This is a genomic window from Mesorhizobium sp. RCAM 05099 (assembly GCF_059683685.1).
This window is the reverse complement of sequence record NZ_JCASJC010000002.1, coordinates 87,716-111,875: the sequence shown is the minus strand read 5'-3', so window position 1 is coordinate 111,875 and position 24,160 is coordinate 87,716. Positions and strand designations below refer to the sequence as shown.

General features: G+C 62.4%; 23 protein-coding genes and 1 pseudogene. 21 read left to right on the top strand and 3 right to left on the bottom strand.

From position 1 onward, the window contains the following. Nucleotides 1–125: 125 nt before the first annotated feature. The 3 genes and pseudogenes from AC56QQ_RS35300 to AC56QQ_RS35290 form a co-directional block, all read left to right on the top strand. Nucleotides 126–305 (top strand): annotated as a pseudogene (locus AC56QQ_RS35300) (hypothetical protein); the annotation flags it as partial. Nucleotides 306–497: 192 nt separating this feature from the next. Beyond that, nucleotides 498–1,139 (top strand): GntR family transcriptional regulator, encoded by a 642-nt coding sequence (locus AC56QQ_RS35295; protein ID WP_497129661.1) that lies wholly within the window; start codon nucleotides 498–500, stop codon nucleotides 1,137–1,139. A gap of 11 nt (nucleotides 1,140–1,150) precedes the next feature. Beyond that, complete coding sequence (locus AC56QQ_RS35290; protein ID WP_497129637.1) at nucleotides 1,151–2,071, top strand: LysR family transcriptional regulator; 921 nt, start codon at nucleotides 1,151–1,153, stop codon at nucleotides 2,069–2,071. Here AC56QQ_RS35290 and AC56QQ_RS35285 read toward each other — a convergent pair. From AC56QQ_RS35285 to AC56QQ_RS35275, 3 genes are all read right to left on the bottom strand, one after another. After that, nucleotides 2,050–2,967 carry a polysaccharide deacetylase family protein gene (locus AC56QQ_RS35285; RefSeq protein ID WP_497129635.1) on the bottom strand — a complete coding sequence of 306 codons (918 nt, stop codon included), beginning with the start codon at nucleotides 2,965–2,967 and terminating at the stop codon, nucleotides 2,050–2,052. The two genes, AC56QQ_RS35290 and AC56QQ_RS35285, sit on opposite strands and share 22 nt — an antisense overlap. A gap of 4 nt (nucleotides 2,968–2,971) precedes the next feature. After that, nucleotides 2,972–3,670, bottom strand: coding sequence for a DUF1989 domain-containing protein (locus tag AC56QQ_RS35280; protein ID WP_497129633.1), 699 nt, complete (start codon nucleotides 3,668–3,670; stop codon nucleotides 2,972–2,974). 74 nt (nucleotides 3,671–3,744) lie between these two features. Then, nucleotides 3,745–5,082, bottom strand: coding sequence for an amidase family protein (locus AC56QQ_RS35275; protein WP_497129631.1), 1,338 nt, complete (start codon nucleotides 5,080–5,082; stop codon nucleotides 3,745–3,747). A gap of 212 nt (nucleotides 5,083–5,294) precedes the next feature. On the opposite strand from AC56QQ_RS35275, the gene AC56QQ_RS35270 reads away from it, so the two are divergent. The 18 genes from AC56QQ_RS35270 to AC56QQ_RS35185 all read left to right on the top strand — a co-directional run bounded on the left by AC56QQ_RS35270 (nucleotide 5,295) and on the right by AC56QQ_RS35185 (nucleotide 24,077). Beyond that, nucleotides 5,295–6,269, top strand: a complete 975-nt coding sequence (locus AC56QQ_RS35270; RefSeq protein ID WP_497129629.1) for a BMP family protein — start codon at nucleotides 5,295–5,297, stop codon at nucleotides 6,267–6,269. A gap of 9 nt (nucleotides 6,270–6,278) precedes the next feature. Continuing rightward, on the top strand, nucleotides 6,279–7,478 hold the full coding sequence (locus AC56QQ_RS35265; RefSeq protein ID WP_497129627.1) for an ABC transporter ATP-binding protein: 1,200 nt from the start codon (nucleotides 6,279–6,281) through the stop codon (nucleotides 7,476–7,478). A 35-nt stretch (nucleotides 7,479–7,513) separates the two neighbouring features. Next, nucleotides 7,514–7,885, top strand: a complete 372-nt coding sequence (locus AC56QQ_RS35260) for a hypothetical protein (RefSeq protein ID WP_497129625.1) — start codon at nucleotides 7,514–7,516, stop codon at nucleotides 7,883–7,885. After that, a complete protein-coding gene (locus AC56QQ_RS35255; protein WP_497129623.1) occupies nucleotides 7,882–8,976 on the top strand; it encodes an ABC transporter permease in 1,095 nt (364 codons plus the stop codon). The genes AC56QQ_RS35260 and AC56QQ_RS35255 overlap by 4 nt, the downstream gene beginning before the upstream one ends. Continuing rightward, nucleotides 8,973–9,914 carry an ABC transporter permease gene (locus tag AC56QQ_RS35250; RefSeq protein WP_497129621.1) on the top strand — a complete coding sequence of 314 codons (942 nt, stop codon included), beginning with the start codon at nucleotides 8,973–8,975 and terminating at the stop codon, nucleotides 9,912–9,914. The genes AC56QQ_RS35255 and AC56QQ_RS35250 overlap by 4 nt, the downstream gene beginning before the upstream one ends. 420 nt (nucleotides 9,915–10,334) lie before the next feature. Further along, nucleotides 10,335–11,510: a cystathionine beta-lyase gene (gene metC, locus AC56QQ_RS35245; RefSeq protein ID WP_497129659.1), complete on the top strand. Its 1,176-nt coding sequence runs from the start codon at nucleotides 10,335–10,337 to the stop codon at nucleotides 11,508–11,510. Further along, nucleotides 11,494–12,075, top strand: coding sequence for a cysteine dioxygenase family protein (locus AC56QQ_RS35240; protein WP_497129619.1), 582 nt, complete (start codon nucleotides 11,494–11,496; stop codon nucleotides 12,073–12,075). The genes metC and AC56QQ_RS35240 overlap by 17 nt, the downstream gene beginning before the upstream one ends. Nucleotides 12,076–12,085: 10 nt before the next feature. Beyond that, a complete protein-coding gene (locus AC56QQ_RS35235; RefSeq protein WP_497129617.1) occupies nucleotides 12,086–13,720 on the top strand; it encodes a rhodanese-like domain-containing protein in 1,635 nt (544 codons plus the stop codon). Between the two features lie 93 nt (nucleotides 13,721–13,813). After that, nucleotides 13,814–14,956, top strand: a complete 1,143-nt coding sequence (locus AC56QQ_RS35230; protein WP_497129615.1) for an ABC transporter substrate-binding protein — start codon at nucleotides 13,814–13,816, stop codon at nucleotides 14,954–14,956. 35 nt (nucleotides 14,957–14,991) lie between these two features. Further along, nucleotides 14,992–15,858 (top strand): branched-chain amino acid ABC transporter permease, encoded by an 867-nt coding sequence (locus AC56QQ_RS35225; RefSeq protein WP_497129613.1) that lies wholly within the window; start codon nucleotides 14,992–14,994, stop codon nucleotides 15,856–15,858. 2 nt (nucleotides 15,859–15,860) lie between these two features. Further along, nucleotides 15,861–16,850, top strand: coding sequence for a branched-chain amino acid ABC transporter permease (locus AC56QQ_RS35220; protein ID WP_497129611.1), 990 nt, complete (start codon nucleotides 15,861–15,863; stop codon nucleotides 16,848–16,850). Continuing rightward, nucleotides 16,847–17,656 (top strand): ABC transporter ATP-binding protein, encoded by an 810-nt coding sequence (locus AC56QQ_RS35215; RefSeq protein ID WP_497129609.1) that lies wholly within the window; start codon nucleotides 16,847–16,849, stop codon nucleotides 17,654–17,656. The genes AC56QQ_RS35220 and AC56QQ_RS35215 overlap by 4 nt, the downstream gene beginning before the upstream one ends. After that, nucleotides 17,646–18,389 carry an ABC transporter ATP-binding protein gene (locus AC56QQ_RS35210; RefSeq protein WP_497129607.1) on the top strand — a complete coding sequence of 248 codons (744 nt, stop codon included), beginning with the start codon at nucleotides 17,646–17,648 and terminating at the stop codon, nucleotides 18,387–18,389. Before AC56QQ_RS35215 ends, AC56QQ_RS35210 begins: the two co-directional genes overlap by 11 nt. Before the next feature lie 17 nt (nucleotides 18,390–18,406). Next, entirely contained in the window at nucleotides 18,407–19,012 is a 606-nt protein-coding gene (locus tag AC56QQ_RS35205) for a DUF1989 domain-containing protein (protein WP_497129605.1), read from the top strand. 39 nt (nucleotides 19,013–19,051) lie between these two features. Further along, entirely contained in the window at nucleotides 19,052–19,864 is an 813-nt protein-coding gene (locus AC56QQ_RS35200; RefSeq protein ID WP_497129603.1) for an IclR family transcriptional regulator, read from the top strand. Between the two features lie 28 nt (nucleotides 19,865–19,892). Continuing rightward, a complete protein-coding gene (locus AC56QQ_RS35195) occupies nucleotides 19,893–20,912 on the top strand; it encodes a M14 family metallopeptidase (RefSeq protein WP_497129601.1) in 1,020 nt (339 codons plus the stop codon). Then, on the top strand, nucleotides 20,899–21,777 hold the full coding sequence (locus AC56QQ_RS35190; RefSeq protein ID WP_497129599.1) for a nitrilase-related carbon-nitrogen hydrolase: 879 nt from the start codon (nucleotides 20,899–20,901) through the stop codon (nucleotides 21,775–21,777). The genes AC56QQ_RS35195 and AC56QQ_RS35190 overlap by 14 nt, the downstream gene beginning before the upstream one ends. After that, nucleotides 21,774–24,077, top strand: coding sequence for a molybdopterin-dependent oxidoreductase (locus AC56QQ_RS35185; RefSeq protein ID WP_497129597.1), 2,304 nt, complete (start codon nucleotides 21,774–21,776; stop codon nucleotides 24,075–24,077). The genes AC56QQ_RS35190 and AC56QQ_RS35185 overlap by 4 nt, the downstream gene beginning before the upstream one ends. Nucleotides 24,078–24,160: the final 83 nt, after the last annotated feature.

The following is a 24,160-nucleotide window of genomic DNA, read 5'->3' as shown; positions in this document are numbered from 1 at the left end:
ATCGGTGATCCTCGGGGTCTTCTCCATACTGCGAAATACGACTATTGTTTACAAGCTTCATTTTTTGTGGGACGTAATCATCGCGGAAACGGAGCCGCCTGAATGCTCCCGTTGCGACAGGTTCAATGCAGCCCTCGGTTTCAGAAAGTTCAGATCAGCAAAGCGCGAGTGTTGCGCTGTACCGGCGTTGCGCCCTTCAGATCGCGTCTGCGATTAGAACCGGCGCGCTCGAGCCCGGGCTGATCCTGCTGGAAGGCCCGATTTCGTTCGTCTTCGAGACGAGCCGGGGCACGGTACGCAAGGCAATGGCCACCCTCGCCGATGAGGGTCTCATCGAGCGTTTCGACGGGCGCGGATTTGCCGTCGCGGGCCGGCCTGAAGGGTCGCCACTGACAAAGCGGCGTCTGTCGGGGCAGGATTTCCTGCTCGATGAAGCAGTCAGGCCGGACGGCAAGCTGGCGGCGGACCAGATGATCGCCAGCGTCGAGGCTGCCATCATGGTCGCCATCGCGTTCGGCCATTACCGGGTTGACGAGCAGCGGCTTGCCGACAGTTTTGGCGTCAGTCGCCCGGTTGCGCGCGAAGTGCTGTGGCGCCTGCGCGAATCCGGTCTGGTCGAGAAAAATCTTCACTCGTCATGGCTGGTGGGACCGGTCACGGCACAGGCTATCGGGCAAGACCGCGAAGTGCGCATGCTGCTTGAGCCGCACGCGCTGAAACAGTCAGCGCCGCAACTGCGGCCAGAAGACCTGGCCGAGATGCGCGAGACGGTTTTGGACGCCATGACGATGCAGGGCAAGATCGCCAGGGGTGTCGTCGAAGGCATCGAGCGGGACCTCCACATTTCCTGCCTGCGGCACTTCGACAACAAGCGCATAGGCCAGATACTGCATGGATGTCGACTGCCGATGATCGTGGACGCGCTGTTCGCACAGTTCATAGGGATCTACCGGGACGACGCGACCTTCGCCGAGCACGTGGAAATCATCGACAGGTTGCTGGCGGGCGCATTCGACGAGGCGGCGGCTTTTCATGCCGCGCATCTGCACAACGAAGGCCGCCGTACGCTCGACCGGCTCAAGGTTCTTTCGGTCCTGCCGGAGCCCGCGGTGGCGCCATATCTGCAACGAATTGTCTGAAGGAGATAGGCATGCGCAAGATACCGCCTTTGAACGCCATCCGCGCATTCGAGGCTGCCGCACGCAACCGCAGCTTCACGGCTGCGGCGTCAGAACTTTGCGTGACGGTGACTGCGATCTCGCACCAGATCCGTCATCTCGAGGAGCAGATCGGGCAGAAGCTGTTCGATCGCACCCCGAGGGCCGTCACCCTGACCGTGCTTGGCGAAAGGCTGTTTCCGGCATTGCGCGAGGGCTTCGACCGGTTTGCGGAAGCCTTCGAGGAACTGGAAGACAGGAGCCAGGGGGACACGCTGACCGTGACCACGACGCGCGCTTTCGCGGAGCGCTGGCTGATGCCCCGGCTCGCCCGCTTCACAAAAGCATTTCCGGGGCTGAGCGTGAATGTCGAGGGATCGGATGCTGTGGTGGACATGCGTCCGGCCAACACCGACGTTGCGATCCGGTACGGCATGCCGGTCGGCGACGAGCTTTCGTCGCTGCCTCTTCTCGCCGACGTCTACCACGCCACCGTCGCCATCCCGGCAGGAGCCCGTGCCTCGACCAGCATAGAAGACTACATGACGCGTCCGCTGTTGGCATATCGATGGCACAACAGGTCGATCGACTGTCCTACCTGGGCGAAGTGGCTACGCACCGCCGGCAAGGCAGGCGCGGAGGATTGCCGACTGTCCTGGATCAACGACGAAAGTCTCGCGCTGCATGCCATGGAACGCGGCTTCGGGCCTCTTCTGTGTTCCAGTGTCATGGTCGCCGAAGGCCTCGAAGGTGGCAGGCTGGCGCGGATTGATGGTCCCGACCTGGACGGTTTCAGCTACCGCGTCGCCTTTGTTCCGACGCGCAAGACCAGGCGCACCATTGGACGGTTCACCGACTGGCTGCGTAGCGAAGCCGCCGACTTCGGCAACACCTACAGAGGACTTGCCGCCTGACGACTATCATTCATCAGCGCCACTGGGCGGTCATAGTAAGGCAGGTTCTCCACGCGCACATGGCCCCCATCACGCCGGAAGGCATCCACATGCGCGACGATCTCGGCAAGCGGCGCGAACCAGACATTGTGGCTGGCCAGAATCCTTTCGAGAAACTGTTCCACCAGCCGCCAGCGCGCGAGCCGGCCGGTCAGGAAGGGATGCCAGACCGGCATCCATAATCCCCCGGCCTCGTAGTGGGCCTCGAACTCCTCGACGAATGCCGACAGGCCAATCGAAGGGGAGCGCACGGGCATCATATAGCCGATCTCCTCGAAATGCGCGAAGGCCGGCCAGTCATCATTGCCCCAGTGCGGCGGCACTTCGAACAGCTCTCCGGCCGCGGTTTTCATCAGGTAGGGAATGTCGTCGGCCATCAGCGAGGAATCGTAGCTGAAACCATGTTCGACAAGCAGGTCCACGGTTCCCTGAGTGACATTGTACACAGGTGCCCGATAACCGGTGGGTTTCCTGCCCGTCATGTGCTGATGGACTTCGAGAGCCTGTTCGAACCAGTGACGCTGTTCGGATTGCGCGATGGTGGTGGGATCTTCATGCAGGAACCCGTGATGGCCGATCTCGTGACCGTCACGCAGGATTGCCTCCACTGCCTGCGGGTACTGCTGCATCGTCCAGGCGGGTATGAAGAACGACTGTTTCAGCCCGAGGCGCCGATAGGTTTCCAGGATCCGCGGCACCGCCACTGTCGGGCCATAGCGGCCCATTGTGATGGGATAGAGCCGGTTGAAACCGTCGCGCGGCCTGGCAATGTGGATCAGGCTGTCGGCGTCCATGTCGAACGATATCGAGCATGCGCATTGGGCCCCGTTCGGCCAGGCAATGGGGTTAAGGATCATCCGATCAATCTCCCTCACCGACAATGAACGCAAGGCTTTGCGGCATCAGGTCAGCGCCGTTGATCGGAACCATGTCTTGCGGGCACGCCGACATGACCGCAACAACATCGATCTCGGCGCGAAGCACGAACCGGTCGCCGCTGGATGAGACTGGCGCCAGCCAGGAAATCGAACCATCGGCCGCAACGGGCGTGTTCATCCAGATGTTGAGGGGGGCTGGCACCGTGACCGGCTGGTGGCCGATAGCCTGCAGTGCCTGTCTGAAATTGTCCGTGCAGTTGTCGTGGTAGCCCTGCGCTCCCAGCTGACGATAACGATGGACGTCACAGGCGGCGACAACCGTATCGTGAACGCCTGGCGAGGTGTCCTCGATGACGGTCATCAGGGGACGGCGGGCATTGCTCATCAGCCCGTCTTTCTTGCGCAGCCCGATTCCGCTCGCGACCGCATGCTGGTGCGGCATCGACGAGAATTCGTTGAGGTCGGCCGCGTTGAAGGCCCAGAAATCGCAGACCTGGGAGCCATGGACGTTGATGATGGTGAGCGACTGGCCAGCACCGACGACGACGGCGCGACCCTCGCGGGCGGGAATTTCATAGAGCTGTCCGAGGATCGGGATGCCGTTTTCGGACACGCTGCCGGACGAACTGCCGTTGCGGCCGTCGGCGATGCTCAGTTCGCTCATTGCCCGGGATGGCGCCATGATTGTTCTCCTTCAATGGCAACATCCTTGCCATTGCGAAGACGCCCGCACGAATGGGATATTCTCAACCGCTGTTACAAAAAACTATCGATGCCGTGGCCATGTGCCAGCTGCCCGGCGGCAAGGACCGCATCGTCAGAGCCGCTTGCGCCGGTCAGCAGCACCGATGTTGGCAGCCCCTGCCAGTCGGTTCCAGAGGCCACGGCCAGTCCTGGCATGTCGAGAAAACTGCCAATCATCGTCATCGACAACGTACGCAGATTGAGTCTGGCGAAGCGTTCGTCATCGCTTGCCAGCGGAGCCAGCAACGGGGCAACATGGGGAACGGTCGGCTGGATCAGGATGGCGCCGTCGAGTTCACTGCGCAGCGCACCGATCAGCTCCGTCCGGATTCGCCGCAAGGCAATCATATTCTCCGGTGGCGTTGCAGCCGCGATATCGAGGCGGGCAGCCACACGCGGGTCGAGTAGCGCACGGTCCTGCGACGCCAGGATATCCCGATGAAACGCCGCGGCTTCGAAGCCGCCGGGCCAGCCAAACTCCGCGATGGCAGCCCTGGCGCGGCCGATTGACGGGATGACGCGCCGTTCGACAAGCATTCCGCGCGATCGTAGCAGATCGCCGAACGCCAGCAGGTTTTGGCCAACCGCCGGCTCGAGATCAGGATCATCGAGAAGACTGTGCTCAACGATGAAGTGGCGCGGCGCGGGCGTATTGGTCGGCGCGGCGCCGCGCATCAGGGCGTCCATCAAAAAACAGTCCTCGGCGTTTTTCGCCAACGGGCCGGCGGTGTCGAAGCTCGCGGCAAGCGGATAGACGCCGCGCATGTCATACCGTCCCCTTGAAGGTCGGAAGCCGGCGATGCCGTTGAAAGCGGCCGGCACACGCACGGAGCCGGCCGTATCCGTCCCGAGCGCGACTGCGACTATACCGCGCTGGACCGCGATGGCTGATCCCGAAGACGAGCCGCCGGGAACACGGTCTTCCTGTCCCGAGGCGGCGGGGGTACCAAAATGGGGATTGAGACCGAGACCGGAAAACGCGAACTCACTGAGATTGGCCTTGCCGATCGGGATCATGCCGAGCCTGCGCAGATTGGCCACGATAGCGCTGTCGCGCTGCGCTGCAGCCACAGCCAGTCTTGTCCGTGAGCCTGCCGCGGTAACCGAGCCCTTGACGTCGAACAGGTCCTTGACGGCGAAAGGGATGCCATCGAAAGGGCTGAGCGGTGTATGGCCGCGCCGTCGTCGCGTCGCGGCCAGGGCTTCTTCCGACGCGGCTTCCTCCATCAGACTTATGAAGACACCGGTCGTAGTTTTGGCCCTCTCAAGCGCCCGCCGAACGAGCGTGTCCGGCGTTTCGATGTTTTCAGTCAGCAGGCGTGCCTGTGCGGCCAATGATGCGTCATTCATCCTTCAACCTCCGGATTGCAGCTTCTGGCGAAGCGAGCGGCCCTTGCCAATGAAAAGACCTCAACGTGTCTTGAGCACAACCATCTGGCCATCCTCCATTCAACCCCTCTTGAGAACTGCTCACTTGAGTGACCCGCACGGCAAGCAGTTAGTAGCCGGCGTGCGGAAGCGTCAGTCGCTGGGACCGCGCAATTCCTGGGAGGAAGAACCTGATGAAGATCACCAGACGCGGATTGCTTGGAACAGTGGCCCTGGCCGCGCCGGCGCTTTTGCTGGCGCGCACCGGCCTCGCCACCGCCGGTACCCTGAAGGCGGCGATTGTCATGCCGGGTGCCATCACAGACCATGGCTGGAGCCAGTCGGGCTATGAGGCGATGGGGGTCGCGACCGAAAAGCTCGGCATCGAGACGGCCTACAGCGAAAAGGTGACACAACCGGATCACGTCGAGGTTCTCTCGGACTATGCACGGCGCGGGTTCACCCATGTGATCGGACACGGCGGAGAGTTCCAGGATGCGATTGACCGCGTCGCGGCCCGGTTTTCCGAAACCCGTTTCATTGTCACCAACGGCCTTCATGCCGCAAACAACGTCAGCACGGCCGACTTCTATTTCAGTCAGCCGGCCTACGTTCTGGGCGTTCTTGCCGGGCGCCTGTCGAAGTCCGGGAAGGTGGGCCTGATCCAGGCGCAGAAGTTCAAGTTCACCAATGACACGCTGGCCGGCTTCGAGTCCGGGTTCAAGACTGCCCGACCTGATGGCGCCGTGTTCGCCACCTGGACCGGCGACTGGGACGATGTTGCCAAGGGCAAGGAGGCTGCGCTGAACCAGATCGCACAGGGAGCGGATATCATCTGGCCTACAATGGACAGTGCCACGCAGGGCGTCTTGCAGGCCGTTCGCGAGAAGGGCGCCAAGGCGTTCGGGCTCTACTACGACGCCATCACCAAATGGCCCGACATCATGCTGCAGTCATCGATCCTTGACGTGAAGGCCTTGATTGTCGCGCTGCTGACCACGGCTAGGGACGAAGGCCTGACCGGGAAGAACTACAGATACGATTTCAACAATCCAGATGTGGTGCGGTTGGGGACGTTCGGGCCTGACGTTCCGGCCGACACCGTCGCTGAGGTCGCAGCGTTGACGTCCAGGATCAGGGCCGGCGAACTTGTCATCGAACCCGCCTGAGAACCGCGATTGCGGCGAAATCGGCCCTCCGGGTCCGTTGCCTGCCGTGAATGTCGAACCCGGGCCGGCGGCTGCCCTGGAAAACAGCGGGAGAGGTCGTTGTCGTACCTAGTTCTTGACCGGATCAGCAAACGGTTCGGTGGCTTCAGCGCGCTGAGCAATATCAATCTTTCGGTCGAGCGGGGAACGGCTCGAGCCGTTCTCGGCGAGAACGGAGCAGGCAAGACCACGCTCATGAACGTGCTCTTCGGTCTCTACCGGCCCAGCGAGGGAAGCATCCAGATCGATGGCAAGGCCGTGTCTTTCAGGTCGCCGGCCGATGCCATCGCCAATGGCGTGGGAATGATCCACCAGCACATGCATCTGGCCGAGGCACTGACCGTTACCGAAAACATTGTACTCGGTCTCGGCGCTTTGCACAGTCCGCTCAACTTGCGCCAGCACTCGGCAAGAATCGCTGCGTTGAGCGAGCGGCATGGCCTCGCTGTCGATCCCGATCAGCCGGTTTGGAAACTGCCGATCGGCATGCGCCAGCGGGTGGAAATCCTGAAAATGCTTTACAGGGGCGCCAGGATACTGGTGCTGGATGAGCCGACAAGCGTGCTGGCGCCCAACGAGATCGACTCGTTCCTCGAGCGCGTGAAGGCATTGCGCGACGCGGGCACCACAATCCTATTCGTCACGCATAAACTCGATGAGGTGATGCGGGTCGCCGATACGGTTTCCGTCATGCGGCACGGCCAGTTGGTGGCCGAGCGTGACATCGGGCAGACGGACATGCGGCAGCTTTCCCGACTGATGGTCGGCAGGGACGTCGAGCCGGTACGGGTTCCGCGTCTGACCGCACCAGGAGATCCGGTTCTGGAATGCGTGGATCTTGTCGCGCGCGGCGAACGCGGACTAACGGCGCTTGACCGTGTTTCGCTGACGATACGCCAGGGCGAGATCCTGGGCGTGGCGGGCATCGACGGCAACGGACAAAGCGAACTGGCCGAAATTATCTGCGGTCTGCGCAAGCCGGTGTCAGGCAGCGTCAGCGCAGGCGCGGCGGAGATTACCGGGCTTGGCGTTTCAGCGCGGATGCGCGGCTCACCGATAGGGTTTGTGCCCGAAGACGGCATGGCACCGGCCTTGTGCTCGACCACTCGATTGCAACCAACTTCGTGCTGCGATCCTTTCGTCGCAGGCCTGTTTCACGCTGGGGCCTGATCAACGCGCGCTTTATCGCCGAGCAGGCACGGCGGATGATGAAACGCTACGACGTGCGCTCACGCTCGCCCGGTCAGCCGGCGCGAGAGCTTTCCGGCGGCAACCAGCAGAAGATAATCCTGGCGCGCGAAATCGAAGCCGGTTCCGAGGTCCTGATCGTCATGCAGGCGACCAAGGGCCTTGACCTCGGCGCGATCGAATTCGTCCAGCGGAAAATACTCGAGGCGCGGGATCGCGGCGTCGCAGTCCTCTACATTTCGACGGAACTTGAACATGTCGCCGAGGTTGCCGATCGCATCGTTGTCATGCATCGCGGCCGCTTCACGGGAGAGGTCCTTCCAGGGGAGGCGACGGCCGAGCGCATTGGCCTGCTGATGTCCGGCATTTCGGCGGGAGAACCACAATGACGCGACTGCGCGAGACACTTGTTGGCCTGCGGGTTGTTGCGGCAGTCGCCGTGGCGCTGGGGCTTGGCTCAATTCTGATCTTGGTGACCGGGGCCGATCCGGTGAAAGCCTACGTCGCTCTCGTTCACGAAGCCTTCTTTGACTACTGGGGGCTGTCCAATACGATCGTCAAGAGCTCCCCAATCCTGCTTGCCTCGCTTGCCGTCATCGTCCCGTTGAGGGCTGGCGTCTACAATATAGGCGGTGAGGGACAGATCTATATGGGCGGCTTGTTCGGCACGCTGGCGGCGCTGCATCTTCCCACGCTGCCTTCGATGATCGCGATTCCGGCGGCACTGCTCTGCGCGATGGCGGGTGGCACGCTGTGGGCAAGCGTGGCCGGGCTGTTAAAAGCATGGCGGGGCATCAACGAAGTCATCGTGACCTTGTTGATGAACTATATTGCGATCTACGTCGTGAGTTTCGCGGTCAGTGGCCCGATGATCGCCAGCGGGGCACCTTACCCCTACTCGGACGAGATCCCCGCACAATTCCGGCTGCCGCTGCTGATGCCGCAGACCGACGCTCATATTGGAATCGTTTTCGGTATCGCCGCCGCCGCGGCCCTGGCCTTCATCTTTGCCCGGACAGCAACGGGACTGGCCCTTGATATCGTCGGCAAAAGTCCCGCGGCGGCCCGCTACGCCGGGCTGAATGTGAAGGGCCACGTCGTCGCCTCGATGGCCTCGGGCGGAGCGCTGGCTGGTCTCGCAGGTGGCATCGAAGTGCTCGGCCTGAAATATCGCCTCTTCCATCTTTTCAGCCCCGGCTACGGTTTCGATGGCGTCGTCGCCGCCTTCATCGCCAACGCCAATCCGGCCGTTGCCCCGCTGTCAGCCCTGTTCCTTGGCGCGCTCAAATCCGGCGCCAGCGTGATGCAGCGGGCGGCCGGCGTGGAGGGGACCGTCGTCGACGCCATTGTTGGCCTGGTCGTCATACTGGTCGCCGCCAGCCTGGCCTGGAAAGGCGATCTTCTGGGCGGCCTGATCGATGGGTTCAGGCTAAAGCCGATGCCGGTCGACCACGTCAACCCGACGGAACGAAAATCATGAGCTTCCTCCCTGACATTGGTCTGATCGCCGTACTGCTGGCTTCCGGGGTCAGGCTGGCAACACCGATCGGCTTCGCGGCCCTGGGCGGCGTGCTGGCCGAGCGCAGCGGCGTCTACAATGTCGGCCTGGAAGGGATGATGCTGTGGGGCGCGTTTGGGGCGGCCGCCGGCACATATCTCACAGGCTCGCCGGTCGTGGGGCTTGTCGCCGGGATCCTGCTGGGCGCTGTGGCGGGACTGCTGCTTGCCCTGCTGTGCGTCAGCCTCGCGGTCAACCAGCTCGTTGCCGGGATTGCCATCAACCTGCTGTGCGCTGGCCTGACGGCCTTCCTGGCCCGCGCTACGTTCGGGCTTGCCGGCGGCGGAACCACAGTCAGCGGATTTGCTTCGCTGCCTGTCCCCTACCTTTCGGTATTGCCGGTGATCGGTCCGGCCCTCTTTGATCAGGATCCGCTGGCTTACACGCTACCCGTGCTCGTGGCAGCGGTCACGGTCTGCCTATACCGGATGCAGGCGGGTTTGAGACTGAGAGCTGCCGGGGAGAGCCCGAGGGCGGCTGATTCCGCCGGCGTCAACGTAACGGCGATCCGCTACGTTTCCCTGGCACTGAGCGGCGCCTTCGCCGCCGCCGGCGGCTGCCATCTTGTGTTGTGCCAAGTCTACATGTTCTCCGAAGGCATGAGTGCGGGGAAGGGCTTTATCGCGCTGGCCGCCATCATCCTCGGCCGCTGGCATCCGGTCGGTGCGGTCGTCGCGGCTCTCTTCTTTGGATTGTGCGACGCGTTGCAATTGCAGCTGCAGTTCTCCAATCCGCTTGTGCCCTATCAGATCTTTCTGATCCTGCCCTTTGCCGCGTCACTGGTTGCCCTTGTGTGGTTCAACAAAGGCACCCGGCAGCCGGCGGCGACAGGCACGGTCTTCGATCGGGAAGCCCGCTAGGGCCCTGGCTGCGCCTGCAACTGTGCCGGGCCGGCTCATACATAAGCGCGGCGTCGCTCTCATCTGCACTCCCGACATCGCCGCCTCTGCGTAAGTTACAGAGCTGTCCCCATTCGGGGTCGACCGGCAGCGCGGGTCAGGTCACCGCGATCCAGCCTGCAGGCAACCGACCCGTCTTGACAGGTAAAACGCCTTTTGTTTATAATGCAATTGAGTTGCAAATAGTGCAACGCGCGGGAGAGAACATTGCTGAAAAAGTTGCGAACGGTGGTCGCCAGGTTCAACGGGTTTGTACCGGTCGTAATTGTGTGCGCCGCAGGGCATCCGGCGTGGATCGTTCAGGGCAGGGTGCTGCCGCCGCATGCAAAGATGGCGGGCTAGACGATGCGGTCTCCGAACCTGAAACGGGATACGCAGTTGGTGCATGCCGGCCGGCACCCGGCCGAGTTCGGTGGTGTCGTGAACACACCGGTGGTCCGCGCCTCGACGGTGCTCTATCCCGATATCGGCGCCTATGAACGCTCCCGCGCCAGCAAATTTGGCGCGTTGCGATATGGCCGTTATGGTACGCAGACGTCGTTCGCGCTGGCAGAGGCGATGGCCGAAATTGAAGGTGGCGATGGAGCCGTTCTCTATCCGTCAGGACTCGCTGCAATTGCCGGCGTGCTGAAATCCCTGCTCGGCCCTGGAGACCATCTGCTGGTCACCGACGCGGTGTATGGCCCGGCGCGCAATTTCTGCGATACCGAGCTTCGCCGCAGCGGGATCGACGTCACGTTCTTCGCTCCTGGCATCGGCGCCTCCATTGGCGATCTGGTGCGCCCACAGACCCGGGTGGTCTATTGCGAGTCGCCAGGCAGCTTGACCTTCGAGGTCCAGGACATTCCGGCGATCGTGGCCGCCTGCCCTTCGCCGGATATCACCATTGTTGTCGACAACACCTGGGCGACCCCCTTTTTCCACCGGCCGCTGGACCTTGGCGCCCACGTCGCAATCCACGCGGCGACGAAATACATCGTCGGGCACTCGGATGCGATGCTGGGTGTGGCGGTGGCGAAAACACGCCATTTGCAGCCGATCCGCGATTGGGCCGCCGGACACGGCCTTCTTGCCGGGCCGGATGAATGCTGGCTTGCTCTGCGGGGGCTCCGCTCCCTGGGCGCCCGGCTGCGCCAGCACCAGGAGAGCGCGAAGGCGGTAGCTGGGTCGCTGAAGGATCATCCCGCCGTCGAACGAGTGCTCTATCCAGCCCTTGATACGGATAGCTCGCACGCGATCTGGAGCCGGGATTTTTCTGGCGCGACGGGACTGTTTGGGGTTGAACTGGTGAGCACCAGCCCTGGCACGGTCCGCGCCTTCATCGATTCTCTGGCGCTGTTCGGAATCGGATCCAGCTGGGGCGGTTTCGAGAGCCTGATCCTTCCCTCAAAGCCGGTACGCACGGCCAGTGAACCAAACTGGAAAGGTCCCCTGTTGCGGCTTCACATTGGACTTGAGGATCCCGAGGATCTTCTCGACGACCTCCAGCGCGGTCTTGACGTGCTGCATGCAGCCAACCGCCGTGACGAAAGGAAAAGCAATGTCCAGCATCGCTGATGGTGACCTCCAGGCACTCATCGCCGAGGCAAAGGCGCGTGTCGAGCGTGATGGCGCGAACCGCGGTAGTCTCGCCGATGTCCTCGCCGTCATTGAGCGGGCCGCGAGGCTGCCCGGGCGCTGGGGTCCCGAGCGCTATCCCGACCCCGAAGCCGGAGAACGCCAGGCCCGCTACCTGATCGCCACCGATCCCGACGACAGCTTCACGCTCTATCTCAATGTGATGCGGCCAGGAAACCGGATACCACCCCACAATCACACGACCTGGGCCTGCATCGCTGCCGTCGAGGGTGCCGAGCACAACACACTTTACGAGCGCACCGACGGACGCACCGGCGCCGGGCCCGCGACCCTGCGCGTGACTGGCGAGGTCGACGTGCGGCCGGGCAGGGGCATCGCGCTTCTGGCCGACGACATTCACTCGGTGGAAATCCATGGCGAGCAGCCGATCAGACATCTGCATTTCTACGGCAAGGCGCTCGAAACGCTCAGCGAGCGTCTGATGTTTGATCTCGAGGCGGGTGAGGCAAGGCCAATGAAAATGACTGTCGCGACGAAGAAATAGGGCAGGCGCGATGCTATTTTCCTCACCCATCAGTGCTTCCATGGCAAAGGCTTGGCTGTCCGACAGGCAAGAGCTGGCCCTGCTCGACGTTCGCGAGGCGGGAGAATTCGCCTCGGGCCATCCGCTGTTTGCAACGTCGCTGCCGTTTGGCCTGCTTGAAGTCAGACTGCCGGTCCTGGCGCCTTCAATGGCCTGCCGCTTGGTCTTCATGGATGACGGCTATTCGCAGCGAGCCGAACGCGCCGCGGAAATCGCGCGGCGGCTCGGCTATCAGAATGTGTCTTTTCTCGATGGTGGAGCGGCCGGCTGGCAACGCGCGGGCCTATCTCTTTTCGAGGGCGTCTTCGTTCCGAGCAAGGCGTTCGGTGAACTGGTCGAGGAAGCATTCTCGGTACCACATGTATCGCCTGAGGAGCTCAATCGCTGGCAGCGGGAGGGCAGGAGGCTCGTCCTGCTCGACGGGCGACCACCCGAGGAACATCGCCGGATGAACATTCCGGGCAGCATCTGTCTGCCCAACGGCGACCTTGCGTATCGGGCAAGCGCCATTATCCCGGATCCGCAAACTCCGGTCGTGGTTCATTGCGCCGGTCGCACCAGATCCATCATCGGTGCGCAGATCCTTCGTGACCTGGGCTTTCCCAATCCGGTCTTCGCGCTGGAGAACGGGACCCAGGGCTGGACACTTGCCGGTCTTGACCTCGAACGTGGATCGGACCGGGCCGTCGACGAAATGCCAGACGAGCGGGCAAAGGCCGAGATGCGGGCCAGGGCACGGACACTTGGCGAAGCCTGGCAGGTGCCGTTCATCGATATTGCGACCGTGAATGCCTGGCTCGGCGACGGGGGTCGGACGACCTATCTCTTTGACGTGCGCGGCGATGCCGAATTTCACCACCACCACATAATGGGTGCCATCCATGCACCTGGTGGCCAGCTCATCCAGTCGACCGACCAGTGGGTTGCCGTGCGCCGGGCGCGCATCGTGCTGGCCGACAATACCGGTCTTCGGGCCGTGGTCGTTGCGCGCTATCTGACGATGATGGGGCTCGACTGCCACGTGCTGACGGCGGCAGAGGAGGCGTGGGGCGACATTGTATCGCCGCAGCCAGCAAGTCCTGCGACGCCCCTGCCCCGCGCGCCGCTTCCGCGTCCGCAGGATGCCATGATCCTGGATCTCAGGCCAAGCATGGCCTATCGCTCTGGACACATTTCAGGCGCTCAATGGGCACTGAGACATCAGCTTGGCGAGCGGTTGAAACATGTGGCGAAATCGGCGCTGATTGTGTTGTGCGCTGACGACAGCGCTGTCCTCGGGCTGGTCGCCTCAGATCTCAAGGCAGACGGGTTTTGCAATCTGGCCGACCTCTCGGGCAGCGCCGCAAGCTGGCGCGAAGCAGGCTTCGAGGTGGTTTCCACCCCGGAGCAGCCTTCGGACGCCCAGGCGCTGGATTTCGTCTTTTTCACCCATGACCGTCACAGCGGCAACCTTGAGGCGGCCCGCCGCTACCTGTCCTGGGAAACGGGTCTGGTTGGTCGCCTCGACCCGGCGGAGCTTCTGGAACTGAGCCATTGCCTGCGGACGCGAACGGAATCGTTCGCAATGCCTCAAGAAAACGGAAACCGACTTTCCAAAGCGGGATGAAAACAGAAACCCTCAGCGTGAGGGTGATCAAAGCATGCCTATAAACTGAAAAATAGTTGCACTATTTGCAACGCTAAAATAGGGGAATAAGACATGACCTTGCAGACATCCATCCGAATTGCAGCTGCCCTGGCCGCCCTGGCCCTGGGCACGCAGATGGCCGTCGCCGATCCCATCATGATCGGGCTCAGCAGCCCACAGACTGGCGGCGCGGCCTATCTCGGCCAGCATCAACGCTGGGGCGCGGAGCTCGCGGTCGAGGAAATCAATGCCGCAGGCGGCACGATAGGCCAACAGCTTCAGCTCTCCGTCCAGGACAACCAGTGCAACCCCACACAAGGCGCCGCCAGCGCCGAACAGCTGATCAGTGTTGGCAAGGTTTCTGCCATCGTCGGCGCGCTCTGCAGTTCGGCCACGCTGAGCATCATGCCGATCATCGAAAAGGCTCAGATCCCGCTGGTGGTCGAAACGTCGACCTCGCCGAAAATCACCGAGATGGCGGGTGTCGGCGGCAACAAATGGACGTTCCGCATCAACCCGTCCGACCAGGAACTGGCCATCGGCCTCGCCCGCTATCTGATTGCCGATGGCAAGATCAAGAAAGTTGCCTTCGCCGGCGAGGACACCGACTACGGTCGTGGTGGTCATGCCGCCCTGAAGACCGTGCTCGAGAAGAACGGCGTCGAGGTTGGCGATGGTGACTTCTTCGGCCGCGACACACAGGACTTCTCCGCCTTTCTGGCCCGCATGGGCTCGGACAAGCCGGACGCAATCGCAGTCTACCTCAATGGCGCGGACGAGCTGAACTTCCTGCGGCAGTACCGCGCCTCCGGACTGACCATTCCGCTGACCGGGCGTGTGGAGTTTTCGGAGCTGCAGGAAGGCGTCGTCGAAAGCGGTGCAATCAATGGCGCGACGAGCGTGTTCCCTTATTCCGAACAGATCACGGTCGGTGACAACACCGCCTTTGTCGAGCGGTTCCGCAAGAAGTTTGGCGAGGTGCCGAATGCCCAGAGCTATGAGGGTTACACGGCCATCAGGCTGATCGCCGATGCGATCGACCGGGCGAAGTCGGCCGAACCCGGCAAGATCCGGGATGCTCTGGAGAGTGCGTCCTTCAAGGCAACGTTGGGCGATGTGCTGAAGTTCGACGATCATCACCAGGCCCATCCCTCGGCGGTGATTCTGCAGATCGAGAACAGCAAGGTTGTCGTCAAAGGGCTGTTCAACACCTGATCGCGCCGGCGGTCCTTTTCGCGAACGAGGTTGTCATGCTTGTCTCGACACTCATTCTCAACGGCCTCGTGATGGGCGCGATCTACGCGCTCATCGGGGTCGGCCTGTCGCTGATTTTCGGGGTTCTGGAAATCGTCAACTTCGCGCACGGGCAGATCTACACGCTCGGCGCATTGGCCCTGGCGTTGCTGGTTGGCCATTTCGGGTTCGGCTTCCTGCCGGCGGCGTTTGTGTCGGCGCTTGGCGTCGCCGCGTTCGGCTATCTCCTCTACGTGCTTTTCCTGCGGCACATCCGCAAGGGTGAGTTCGAGCGCGGCATTATCCTGACGCTCGGCATCGGCATCGTCGTTCAGAACGCGCTGATCTACTTCTACGGCGCCACGCCGCAGATCGTCGACACCGAGTTCAGTTTCAGGGACATCAGCTTCCTGGGCTTGCGGGTGGAGCTGATCAAGGCGATCGCGGTCGGTTTCGCCATCGTTTCGATCACCGCGCTGCATCTGGTGCTGACACGGACGCGGTTCGGCATGGCGATCCGGGCGCTCTCACAAAATCGCGAGGCCGCTCTCGTCGTTGGCATGCGGCCCGCGGTCATCGCCGGTCATGCGGTTGTGATCGGGACGGCTCTCGCAGGGCTTGCCGGTGCGGTCCTGGCACCAGTCTTTACAGTCCATCCGCTGATGGGCGCGCCGATCCTGTTCAAGGCTTTCGCGATCGTCATCATCGGCGGTCTCGGACACCTGCCGGGCGCCGTCGTCGCCAGCCTTATCATTGGCGTGTCCGAGAGCCTGGCCGGTGGCCTCGGCTCGGCCTCGCTGCAGGATGCGGCGGTGTTCCTGGTGATGATCGCGATGCTGCAGTTCCGGCCGATGGGTCTTTTCGGCAAAGGGGTCAGGATATGAGCATGGCAGCCGCCAGCATGAATTCGCCCTGGCCTCCCTTGCGCCGGCTTGGATTGGCGGCAGGTGCCGTCATCTTGCTCACGCTGCCACTCTGGTCGCCATCGGACTACATCACCGGCATCGCGACGCTTGCCATCTTCTTCGCCGTCGCCAGCACCGGCCTCAACGTGGTCTATGGCTATGCCGGCCTGCTGTCGTTCGCGCAGGTCGGGTTCTGGGGCCTTGGGGCCTATGTATCGGCTTTGCTGGTTACCGATCATGGCTTTTCGCCGTGGACGGCGATTGGATGCGCGGGTGCCGTCTGCGTCGTCACCTCGCTTGTCGGAGGGCTTGCCGCGCTGCGCGTTTCGCGCGATGCGTTCGTCGTCATCACGCTCAGCTTCAGCCTGCTTTTGCAGCTGCTCGCGCGCAGCTGGACATCACTGACCCGCGGCGCCATGGGCATTCCCGGTTTGCCGTCTCCGCAGGTTCGCCTGGGTAACGCGATCCTGCTGGATGGCAACACGGCATCGGGGTTCTACTGGATCGCGCTGGGCTGCGGTGCCCTGGTCATCGCGGCGACCTGGTGGCTTCTTCGATCGCGCGTCGGCAGGGCGTTCGTCGCGGTCAACCTCGATGAGAATCTGGCGCGGTCGCAAGGAATTTCCGTCTTCCTTCACCAGCTGTCGGCCTTTGCTCTTTCGGCTCTGATCGGCGGCCTCGCCGGGGCGCTCTACGTCTTCAAGCTCGGCATCGTCGATCCTGGCATCTTCGACATCTACTATGCGCAGATGATGCTGATCATCGTCATTGTCGGCGGCGCCGGCCACTTCTGGTTCGTGCTGTTGATGAGCTTTGTCTTCACCGCGCTGCCCGAGCTGCTGCGCCTCGCACCGGAACTGCGCATGATCCTGTTCGGACTTGTCCTGATCATAACCATCCAGTTCATGCCCCAGGGACTGGGCGGATATCTGGCCGATCGCCGAAACCGTATGCTGAGGAGGACCGAATGATGCCGTCACAGCAGCCACTTCTTTCGGTTGAGGGTCTCAGCAAGTCATTTTCCGGCATCAGGGCGGTCGATGACCTGACCTTCGCGGTCGAGCGCGGCGAGATCCTGGGCCTGATCGGACCAAATGGATCGGGCAAGAGCACCTCCATTGACTGTATCACCGGCTTCGCCAGGGCGGACCAAGGCTCCGTGTTGCTTGACGGGAAGCGGCTGACTGGTGCGCGCGCCGAGCAGATCGCCCAGGCAGGCCTTTCCCGGACGTTCCAGAATGTGCGCGTCTATGACCGGCTGACACTCATGGAAAATGTGCTGATCGCGCGCCAGGCCTATGACGGCGTCCCGTGGTGGCAGGCGCTGGCCGGCACGCAGGCCTGCCGTGGTGCCGAGCGTCGGGCCAGCGAGCGCGGCCGCGAGCTGATCCATCTGGTGGGGCTCTCAACGATGTCGGCCTTCCCGGCCGCGTTCCTGTCCTACGGGCAAAAGAAGCTGCTCGCGTTGGCCATGGCTCTCATGTCCAATCCGAAGATCGTCATTCTCGATGAGCCGCTGGCTGGCGTTAACCCGACAGTCATCAGGAGGATCGCCGGCCTCATCCAGTCACTCAACAGCGACGGTCAGACATTCATCATCGTCGAGCACAACGTGCAGTTCATCATGGAGCACTGTTCCAGGGTGGTGGTGATGGAGCAGGGTCGAAAGCTCGCCGAGGGGCCGCCGTCCCTGATCAAGGAGGACGAGCGGGTGCTGCACGCCTATCTTGGCAAGGCCGACGCCGTAGCGATGGAGCTAGCATTCCATGGCCAATGACATCGCACTCGAAATCAGCGACTGGTCGGTCGGCTATCTCGATCATCCCATCGTGCGTGACTTCTCGGCGGTCTTTCCCACCGGTTCGGTGACCAGCCTGATCGGCGGCAATGGCGCCGGGAAATCGACGCTGCTCAAATCCATTTTCGGCCTCAACAAACACTTCTCCGGAAAACTGACGTTCGAAGGCAGGGCCGTCGAGGGTCTATCGCCAGCGGCGAGGCTCAAGTCCGGTATCGGCATCGTGCCGCAGGGGCGGTGCAACTTCCCGCAGATGAGCGTTCACGAGAACCTGGAGATGGGGGCTTATCTTCTGCCGAGGAGCCGGGCCTCGGCTGCCATCGACAACGTGACCGAGCTTTTCCCGATGCTGCGGCGCAAATGGCGCCAGCTTGCCGGCAATCTAAGCGGCGGCGAACAGCAGATCCTGGAGACGGCGATGGTGCTCGAAAACAGCCCCAGGCTGCTTCTGCTCGACGAGCCGTCGCTAGGCCTTTCACCCAGGATGCAGTCGGAGGTGTTCGAGACGGTCAATTCGATCCGCGCCAAAGGCGTGACGGTCATCATGGCCGAACAGAATGTCTTCGGATCGCTGATGATCTCGGACCGTGCGATCGTCCTTGAGCTCGGTCGCAAATTCGCCGACGGCCCCGCCAGGGACGTCATGCATGATCCCCGCATCAAGGCTGCCTTCCTCGGCGGCGAGCCGGTGGTCGAGACGGCAGACATATGAAAAGCGCGGAGCGAGACATGAACCATCCTGAAACCACCGTCATCCCGGCCCGTAAGGGCGTTGCCTTCGAGGTGCGCCGCGGAAGCCGGCTGAAGATCATCAACACGCACGGGTCGCAGGTGCTCGACACCTGGGCCTTCGCTCTCGATGACATGAAGGAGTACATGTCGATGGAGCATACGCGATCGGCGACCAGCCGCATCATTCCGGCTCCTGGCGACACCTATGTGAGCAACCAGTTCACGCCGATGCTCACGGTGATCGAGGACACGTCGCCGGGCATTCATGATACGTTGATGTGCTGCTGCAGCCGCAAGACCTATGAGCGGCTGAAATACGAAGGCTACCATGACAACTGCAACGACAACTTTCATGCCGCGCTGGCAGGCGTCGGCAGGCAGTCAGCCTTCACACCCGGGCCGCTCAACCTATTCATGAACTTCCCGGTGTCGGGCGCAGGCGTCATCACCCGCCAGCCTCCCGTCTCGCGGCCGGGCGACCATGTTCTGTTCGATGTGAAAGCCGATCTCCTGATGGTTGTTTCCGCTTGCCCGCAGGACATCCAGACGGTCAACGGCGTCGGCAAGATGCCGACTGACGCCGCGTTCCAGATCCTGAACTGAAAGCGTCAGCATGTTCGAAACCAGAGGCAGCCATCAGATATGAAAACGCTCGATACAGCGCTCAAACTGCTCAAGCTGTTCGAAACCGAGGAACAGACCCTTTCGGTAACGGAAATCGCAGAAGCGGCGTCCCTGCCGAAAAGCAAGGTATCGCGGCTGCTTGCCGACTTTCGCGCCAACGGCTTTCTGGAGCAGGACGAACAGACACGACGCTACCGCGTCGGTCTTGCCGCGTTTGAGCTCGGTTCCAACTACATCAAATCACAGCCGCTGGCGCACGCAGCCTTGCCGGTGCTGCGACAGATCGTCGAGAAAACGGGCCATTCGACAACGCTCAGCGTGATGCGTGGTGATCTCATCCTTCATATCCTCGCTGTTGAAGGCCCGCACTATATCGACGGGCGCTGGCGCGTCGGCAACAGACTGCCATTCCACGCGACATCGGCCGGCAAGGTCCTGCTGGCGGGCCTCACGCCCGCTGGTTTCGAGGCGTTTGTCGCCAATCGTCGTCTTGATCCGATCACGCCGTCTACCGTGACGGATCCCGAGGTGTTTCGGCGCCAGATCGAGGAGACAAGAAGCAGCGGCGTCTCGCTGACCCGAGGAGAGAGTGCGCCAGGATTGTCGGCGATTGCGGTTCCTGTGCTGGGGCGGTCGAACGACACCGTCGCTGCCCTCGGCCTCATCATCCCCGACCGCTTCTTCGCTGAGGAGGAGACGGATGCATTGACGGCGTTGCTGCACGACGAAGCGCGAACGCTGTCGATCAAGTGCGGAGCCGCCGATTACCCGTTCGGCTCTGCCAACGCTTTACCCAGGCCTGCTGCGGCAAAGTCGGCCGCGCCAGTCTGACAACCGCGAGATGGACGGATCAAGAAGCATGAACGAGCGTGTCCTGCAGTCGCAACCCGTTGCTGTGTCCATTGGCGAACGCGGCACAATCTGTGCCGGCACCACGGCAAGCGGGTGCGAGATCAGCATTCCCTATCTGATCAAGCGCGGCCAAGGTGACGGACCCTGTCTGTGGGTGAATGCCGCCGTACACGGTGACGAAATCAATGGCGTGTTCGCCGCGCAGCGGTTTTTTGACCGGCTCGACCCATCTGTCATGGCCGGAAGCGTCGTGGTGACACCGGTTGCCAACGTGCTGGCCTTCGCGGAGCGGCGCAAGACGGCGCTGGTCGACAGCATCGACATGGATCAGAGCTTTCCGGGCCGGGCAAACGGTTTCGCGACCGAGCGCGCCGCGGCGGCCCTTTTCGATCGTTTCGGCAAGTCCGCCGATGTGGTGATCAACATCCACACGCTTGGCACGCCATTCGATGCGGCGCCCTATGCCGTCTACAAGGTCCATCCCGAAGCAAGGATCTCCGAAGCCGAATTGCTGGCACACATAGCGTGCTTCGAACCCACTGTTGCCTGCCGCATGCCTGTCACCAACGCGTCAGGCGAGTTGCCGGGAAACATCGGCGGTGCGCTGGATTACCAGTCGCTTTCGCAAGGGGCGATCGCTTTCATGATCGAACTCGGCGGGGGCGGCCGGCTGGAGGAAGATCACGTCGAACATGGTGTCGCTGGCCTCATGCGGCTGGCTGGCAAGATCGGCATCCTGGCCGCATCGACGGATCCGATAGCCCGCCAGATGAGACGGGTCACCAGGCGCGCCCACCGGCTGGCGAGAGCCGGCGGCCTTTTCGAGCCGAAGGTACTGCCTGGAACCGCCGTCAATGCTGGCGGCAGCATCGGTAGCATCCGCAACCTGTTTGGCGATGTTATAGAGGACGTTGCGGTCGAGGCAGATAGCTGGGTGATCGCGGTGAGGCGCGACCCGGTCGTGCATTCGGGAGATCGCGTCGCCTTCCTGGCAACCGAGTGGAGCGATATCGATGTCGCAGCATGAAGGCAGCGCCAAGCGACCGATCGTCGCCGTGACCCAGTATGCGCCATTGTATGGCGCGGTCGCCGCAAATCTCACTTTGTCCCTGGCAAAGATCGATGAGGCGGCGCGGCGTGGCGCCTCGATCGTGATCCTGCCGGAATGCTGCACGACAGGGCTTGTCTTCCCTGACCGATCCCAACTGCTTGCAATCGCCGAGACCATCGACGGTCCGAGCGTGAAGGCGTGGTGCGAGATTGCCATGCGCCTGAACATCTATCTGATCGCCGGAATGGCGGAGCGCGATGGAAAGCAACTCTACAATACCGCCGTGATCGTCACGCCCGGCGGGGCTGTTTCGCGCTATCGCAAGGCGCATGTCTTTGGCCGTGAGACGACCCTGTTTGATCTTGGCGATCAGCTCGCCTGCATCGACACGCCTTGGGGGAGAGTGGGGCTAGCGGTCTGCTACGATCTCTGGTTTCCGGAAGTGACCCGCGCCCTCGCCAACAGCGGCGCAACGCTTGTCGCCTCTCCCAGCAACTGGTCCGTCCCGCCACGTCAGTCTGCGGATCCCCCAAATGCCGCGCCGATGGCGATGCACCTGGCGATGGCCGCCGCCTGTAGCAATGAAATAACCATCGCCTGCGCCGACCGCACCGGCGAGGAGGGTGGCGTACGTTTCCTCGGGCAAAGCTTCATCGTCGGGCCCAACGGCCGCCTTCTGGCAGGTCCGGCTGGGGCAAGCAGCGATGACTGTCTCGTTGCGGGATGGCCTGACTCGGTTCTGACCCGCACCATGGTGCAAAGCCACATGGAGACACGCCGTGACGAGCTCTACCGAAGCGAGGTCGTGACGCTCGGCACCGGGGGCAATCGCGCGCAATGAGCCGCAGGCTGAGCCACGCGCATTGGGGGGCATTCGAAGCGAACCTGAAGGACGGTCGGATCGATTCCGTCTCGCCCTTCGGCCATGACAGCCACCCGTCGGCTCTGATCCAGTCTGTTCCAAGCGCCGTGCATGCGGCCTCGCGCGTCGCACAGCCGATGGTGCGCGAGGGTTATCTGCTACGAGGGCCTAGCGACGTGTCCCGGCGGCGCGGAGCCGAACCGTTTGTTCCGGTAAGCTGGGAGGAGGCGCTTCAGCTGGTCTCGCACCAACTGCGCAGGGTGAAGGAAGAGCACGGCAACAAGGCAATCTTCGGCGGTTCGTATGGGTGGTCAAGCGCAGGGCGGATCAATCACGCCCGCACGCTTGTCCATCGTTTCCTCTACGGGTTCGGCGGTTGCGTCGATCAGGTGACCAACTACAGCTGGGGTGCGGCGGCAGTGCTGCTGCCGCACATCGTGGGCGGCATCGAAGCGGTTGCAGGGCCTGTCACCGACTGGCCGAGCATCATCAAGAACACGAAGCTCATGGTTCTGTTCGGCGGCGCGGCTGAAAAGAACATGCTCATCACCACCGGCGGCGCCGGCAACCACGAGAGTCCGGGCTGGCTCAAACAGGCGCGGGACGCAGGCGTCGAGTTCGTGTCGATCAGCCCTCTCAGACGCGACTGTAGTGACTGGCTCGGTGCCGAGTGGCTGCCGATCAGGCCGGGCGCCGATGCCGCTCTCATGCTGGCATTTGCACACACCCTGATTGTCAATGAACGTGTCGACCGCGCCTTCCTGGACAAGTACACTGTCGGCTACGAGCGTTTCCGCGACTATGTCCTCGGCATGGCTGACGGCAAACCAAAATCCCCGGTCTGGGCCGCCAGCCTGACCGGGATTGATGCGGACAGGATTGCCGGTCTGGCGCTGCGCATGGCCGACGCCCGCACGATGCTTTCAGCAACCTGGTCATTGCAGCGCGCCGACCATGGCGAACAGCCTTACTGGGCACTCATCGCCTTGGCCGCTTTGCTTGGCCAGGTCGGACTGCCGGGCGGCGGCTTCGGCTTCGGCTATGGGTCGATCAACGGGATGGGTACGCCGCGCCGGCCGACCAGCTCTCCGGCGATGGAGCCTGGCACCAACCCGCTGGGTCTGGCAATTCCAGTCGCCCGAATGGCGGATCTGCTGCTTCAGCCGGGCAGGACAATCCCTTTCAACGGCAAGACGATAACCTACCCGGATATCAAGCTCGTTTATTGGGCGGGCGGCAATCCGTTCCATCACCATCAGGACATCAACCGCCTGGTCGAAGCCTGGAACAGGCCAGAGACAATCATCGTGCATGAGGTCTGGTGGACGGCGACGGCGCGCCAAGCGGACATCGTATTGCCGGCGACGACCACCTTTGAACGGGATGATGTCGGAGCATCACCCCGCGACCGCTTCATCGTCGCGATGCCGCAACTGATTGAACCGGTTGGCCAGGCGCGCAACGACTACGACATCTTTAGTGACCTGGCCGGCCGGCTTGGCTTCCAGGAGCACTTCACGGAGGGCCGCGATATTCGTGGATGGGTCGAGTATGCCTACGACCTATGCAGGTCCAAAGCCCGAACGCAAAACGTCGATCTTCCAGAGTTCGACAAGTTCTGGAAAGACGGGTTTGTCGAGGTGCCTGCGCCGAATGAGGACTTTGTTCTGTTCGGCGATTTCCGTGCCGACCCCGTGGCTCACCCGCTTCGCACGCCATCGGGGCGCATTGAAATCTTCAGTGAGACGATCGCGGGCTTTGGCTATGACAATTGCCCTGGCCATCCGGTCTGGTTGCCGCCGAAGGAATGGCACTCGGCAAAAGCCGCCGAGCGGTTTCCGCTTCACCTAATCTCAAATCAGCCTTCGACGCGACTTCACAGCCAGCTGGACGACGCAAAGCTGAGCCGCGAGTCGAAAGTGGCTGGGCGTGAGCCGATTCTGATCAATAGCATCGATGCTGCTTCCCGACGGATCGGAAATGGCGACACCGTGCGCGTCTTTAATGACCGCGGCGCATGCCTGGCTGGCGCAGTGCTGTCGAGCGACGTCATGGAGGGTGTTGTGCAACTGGCGTCAGGCGCCTGGTACCACCCTGAAGCGTACGCGACACCGGGCTCGCTTGATCTTCATGGAAATCCAAACATGCTCACGCGCGACGAAGGAACGTCATTCCTCGGCCAGGGGCCTTCTGCTCAGTCTGCCCTCGTTGAGGTAGAAAGATTCCTTGGCAAACAGCAGGCTGGCGATTTCCAGATGCCGCAGGTCAACGCAGGTTAGTAAGTATAATTGCCGCCAGCCCGGTTGCAGTTCGTGGGGCAGGGCGGCCGGGGCCGGTGTGCGCCAACAGCCCGATAGGCCTC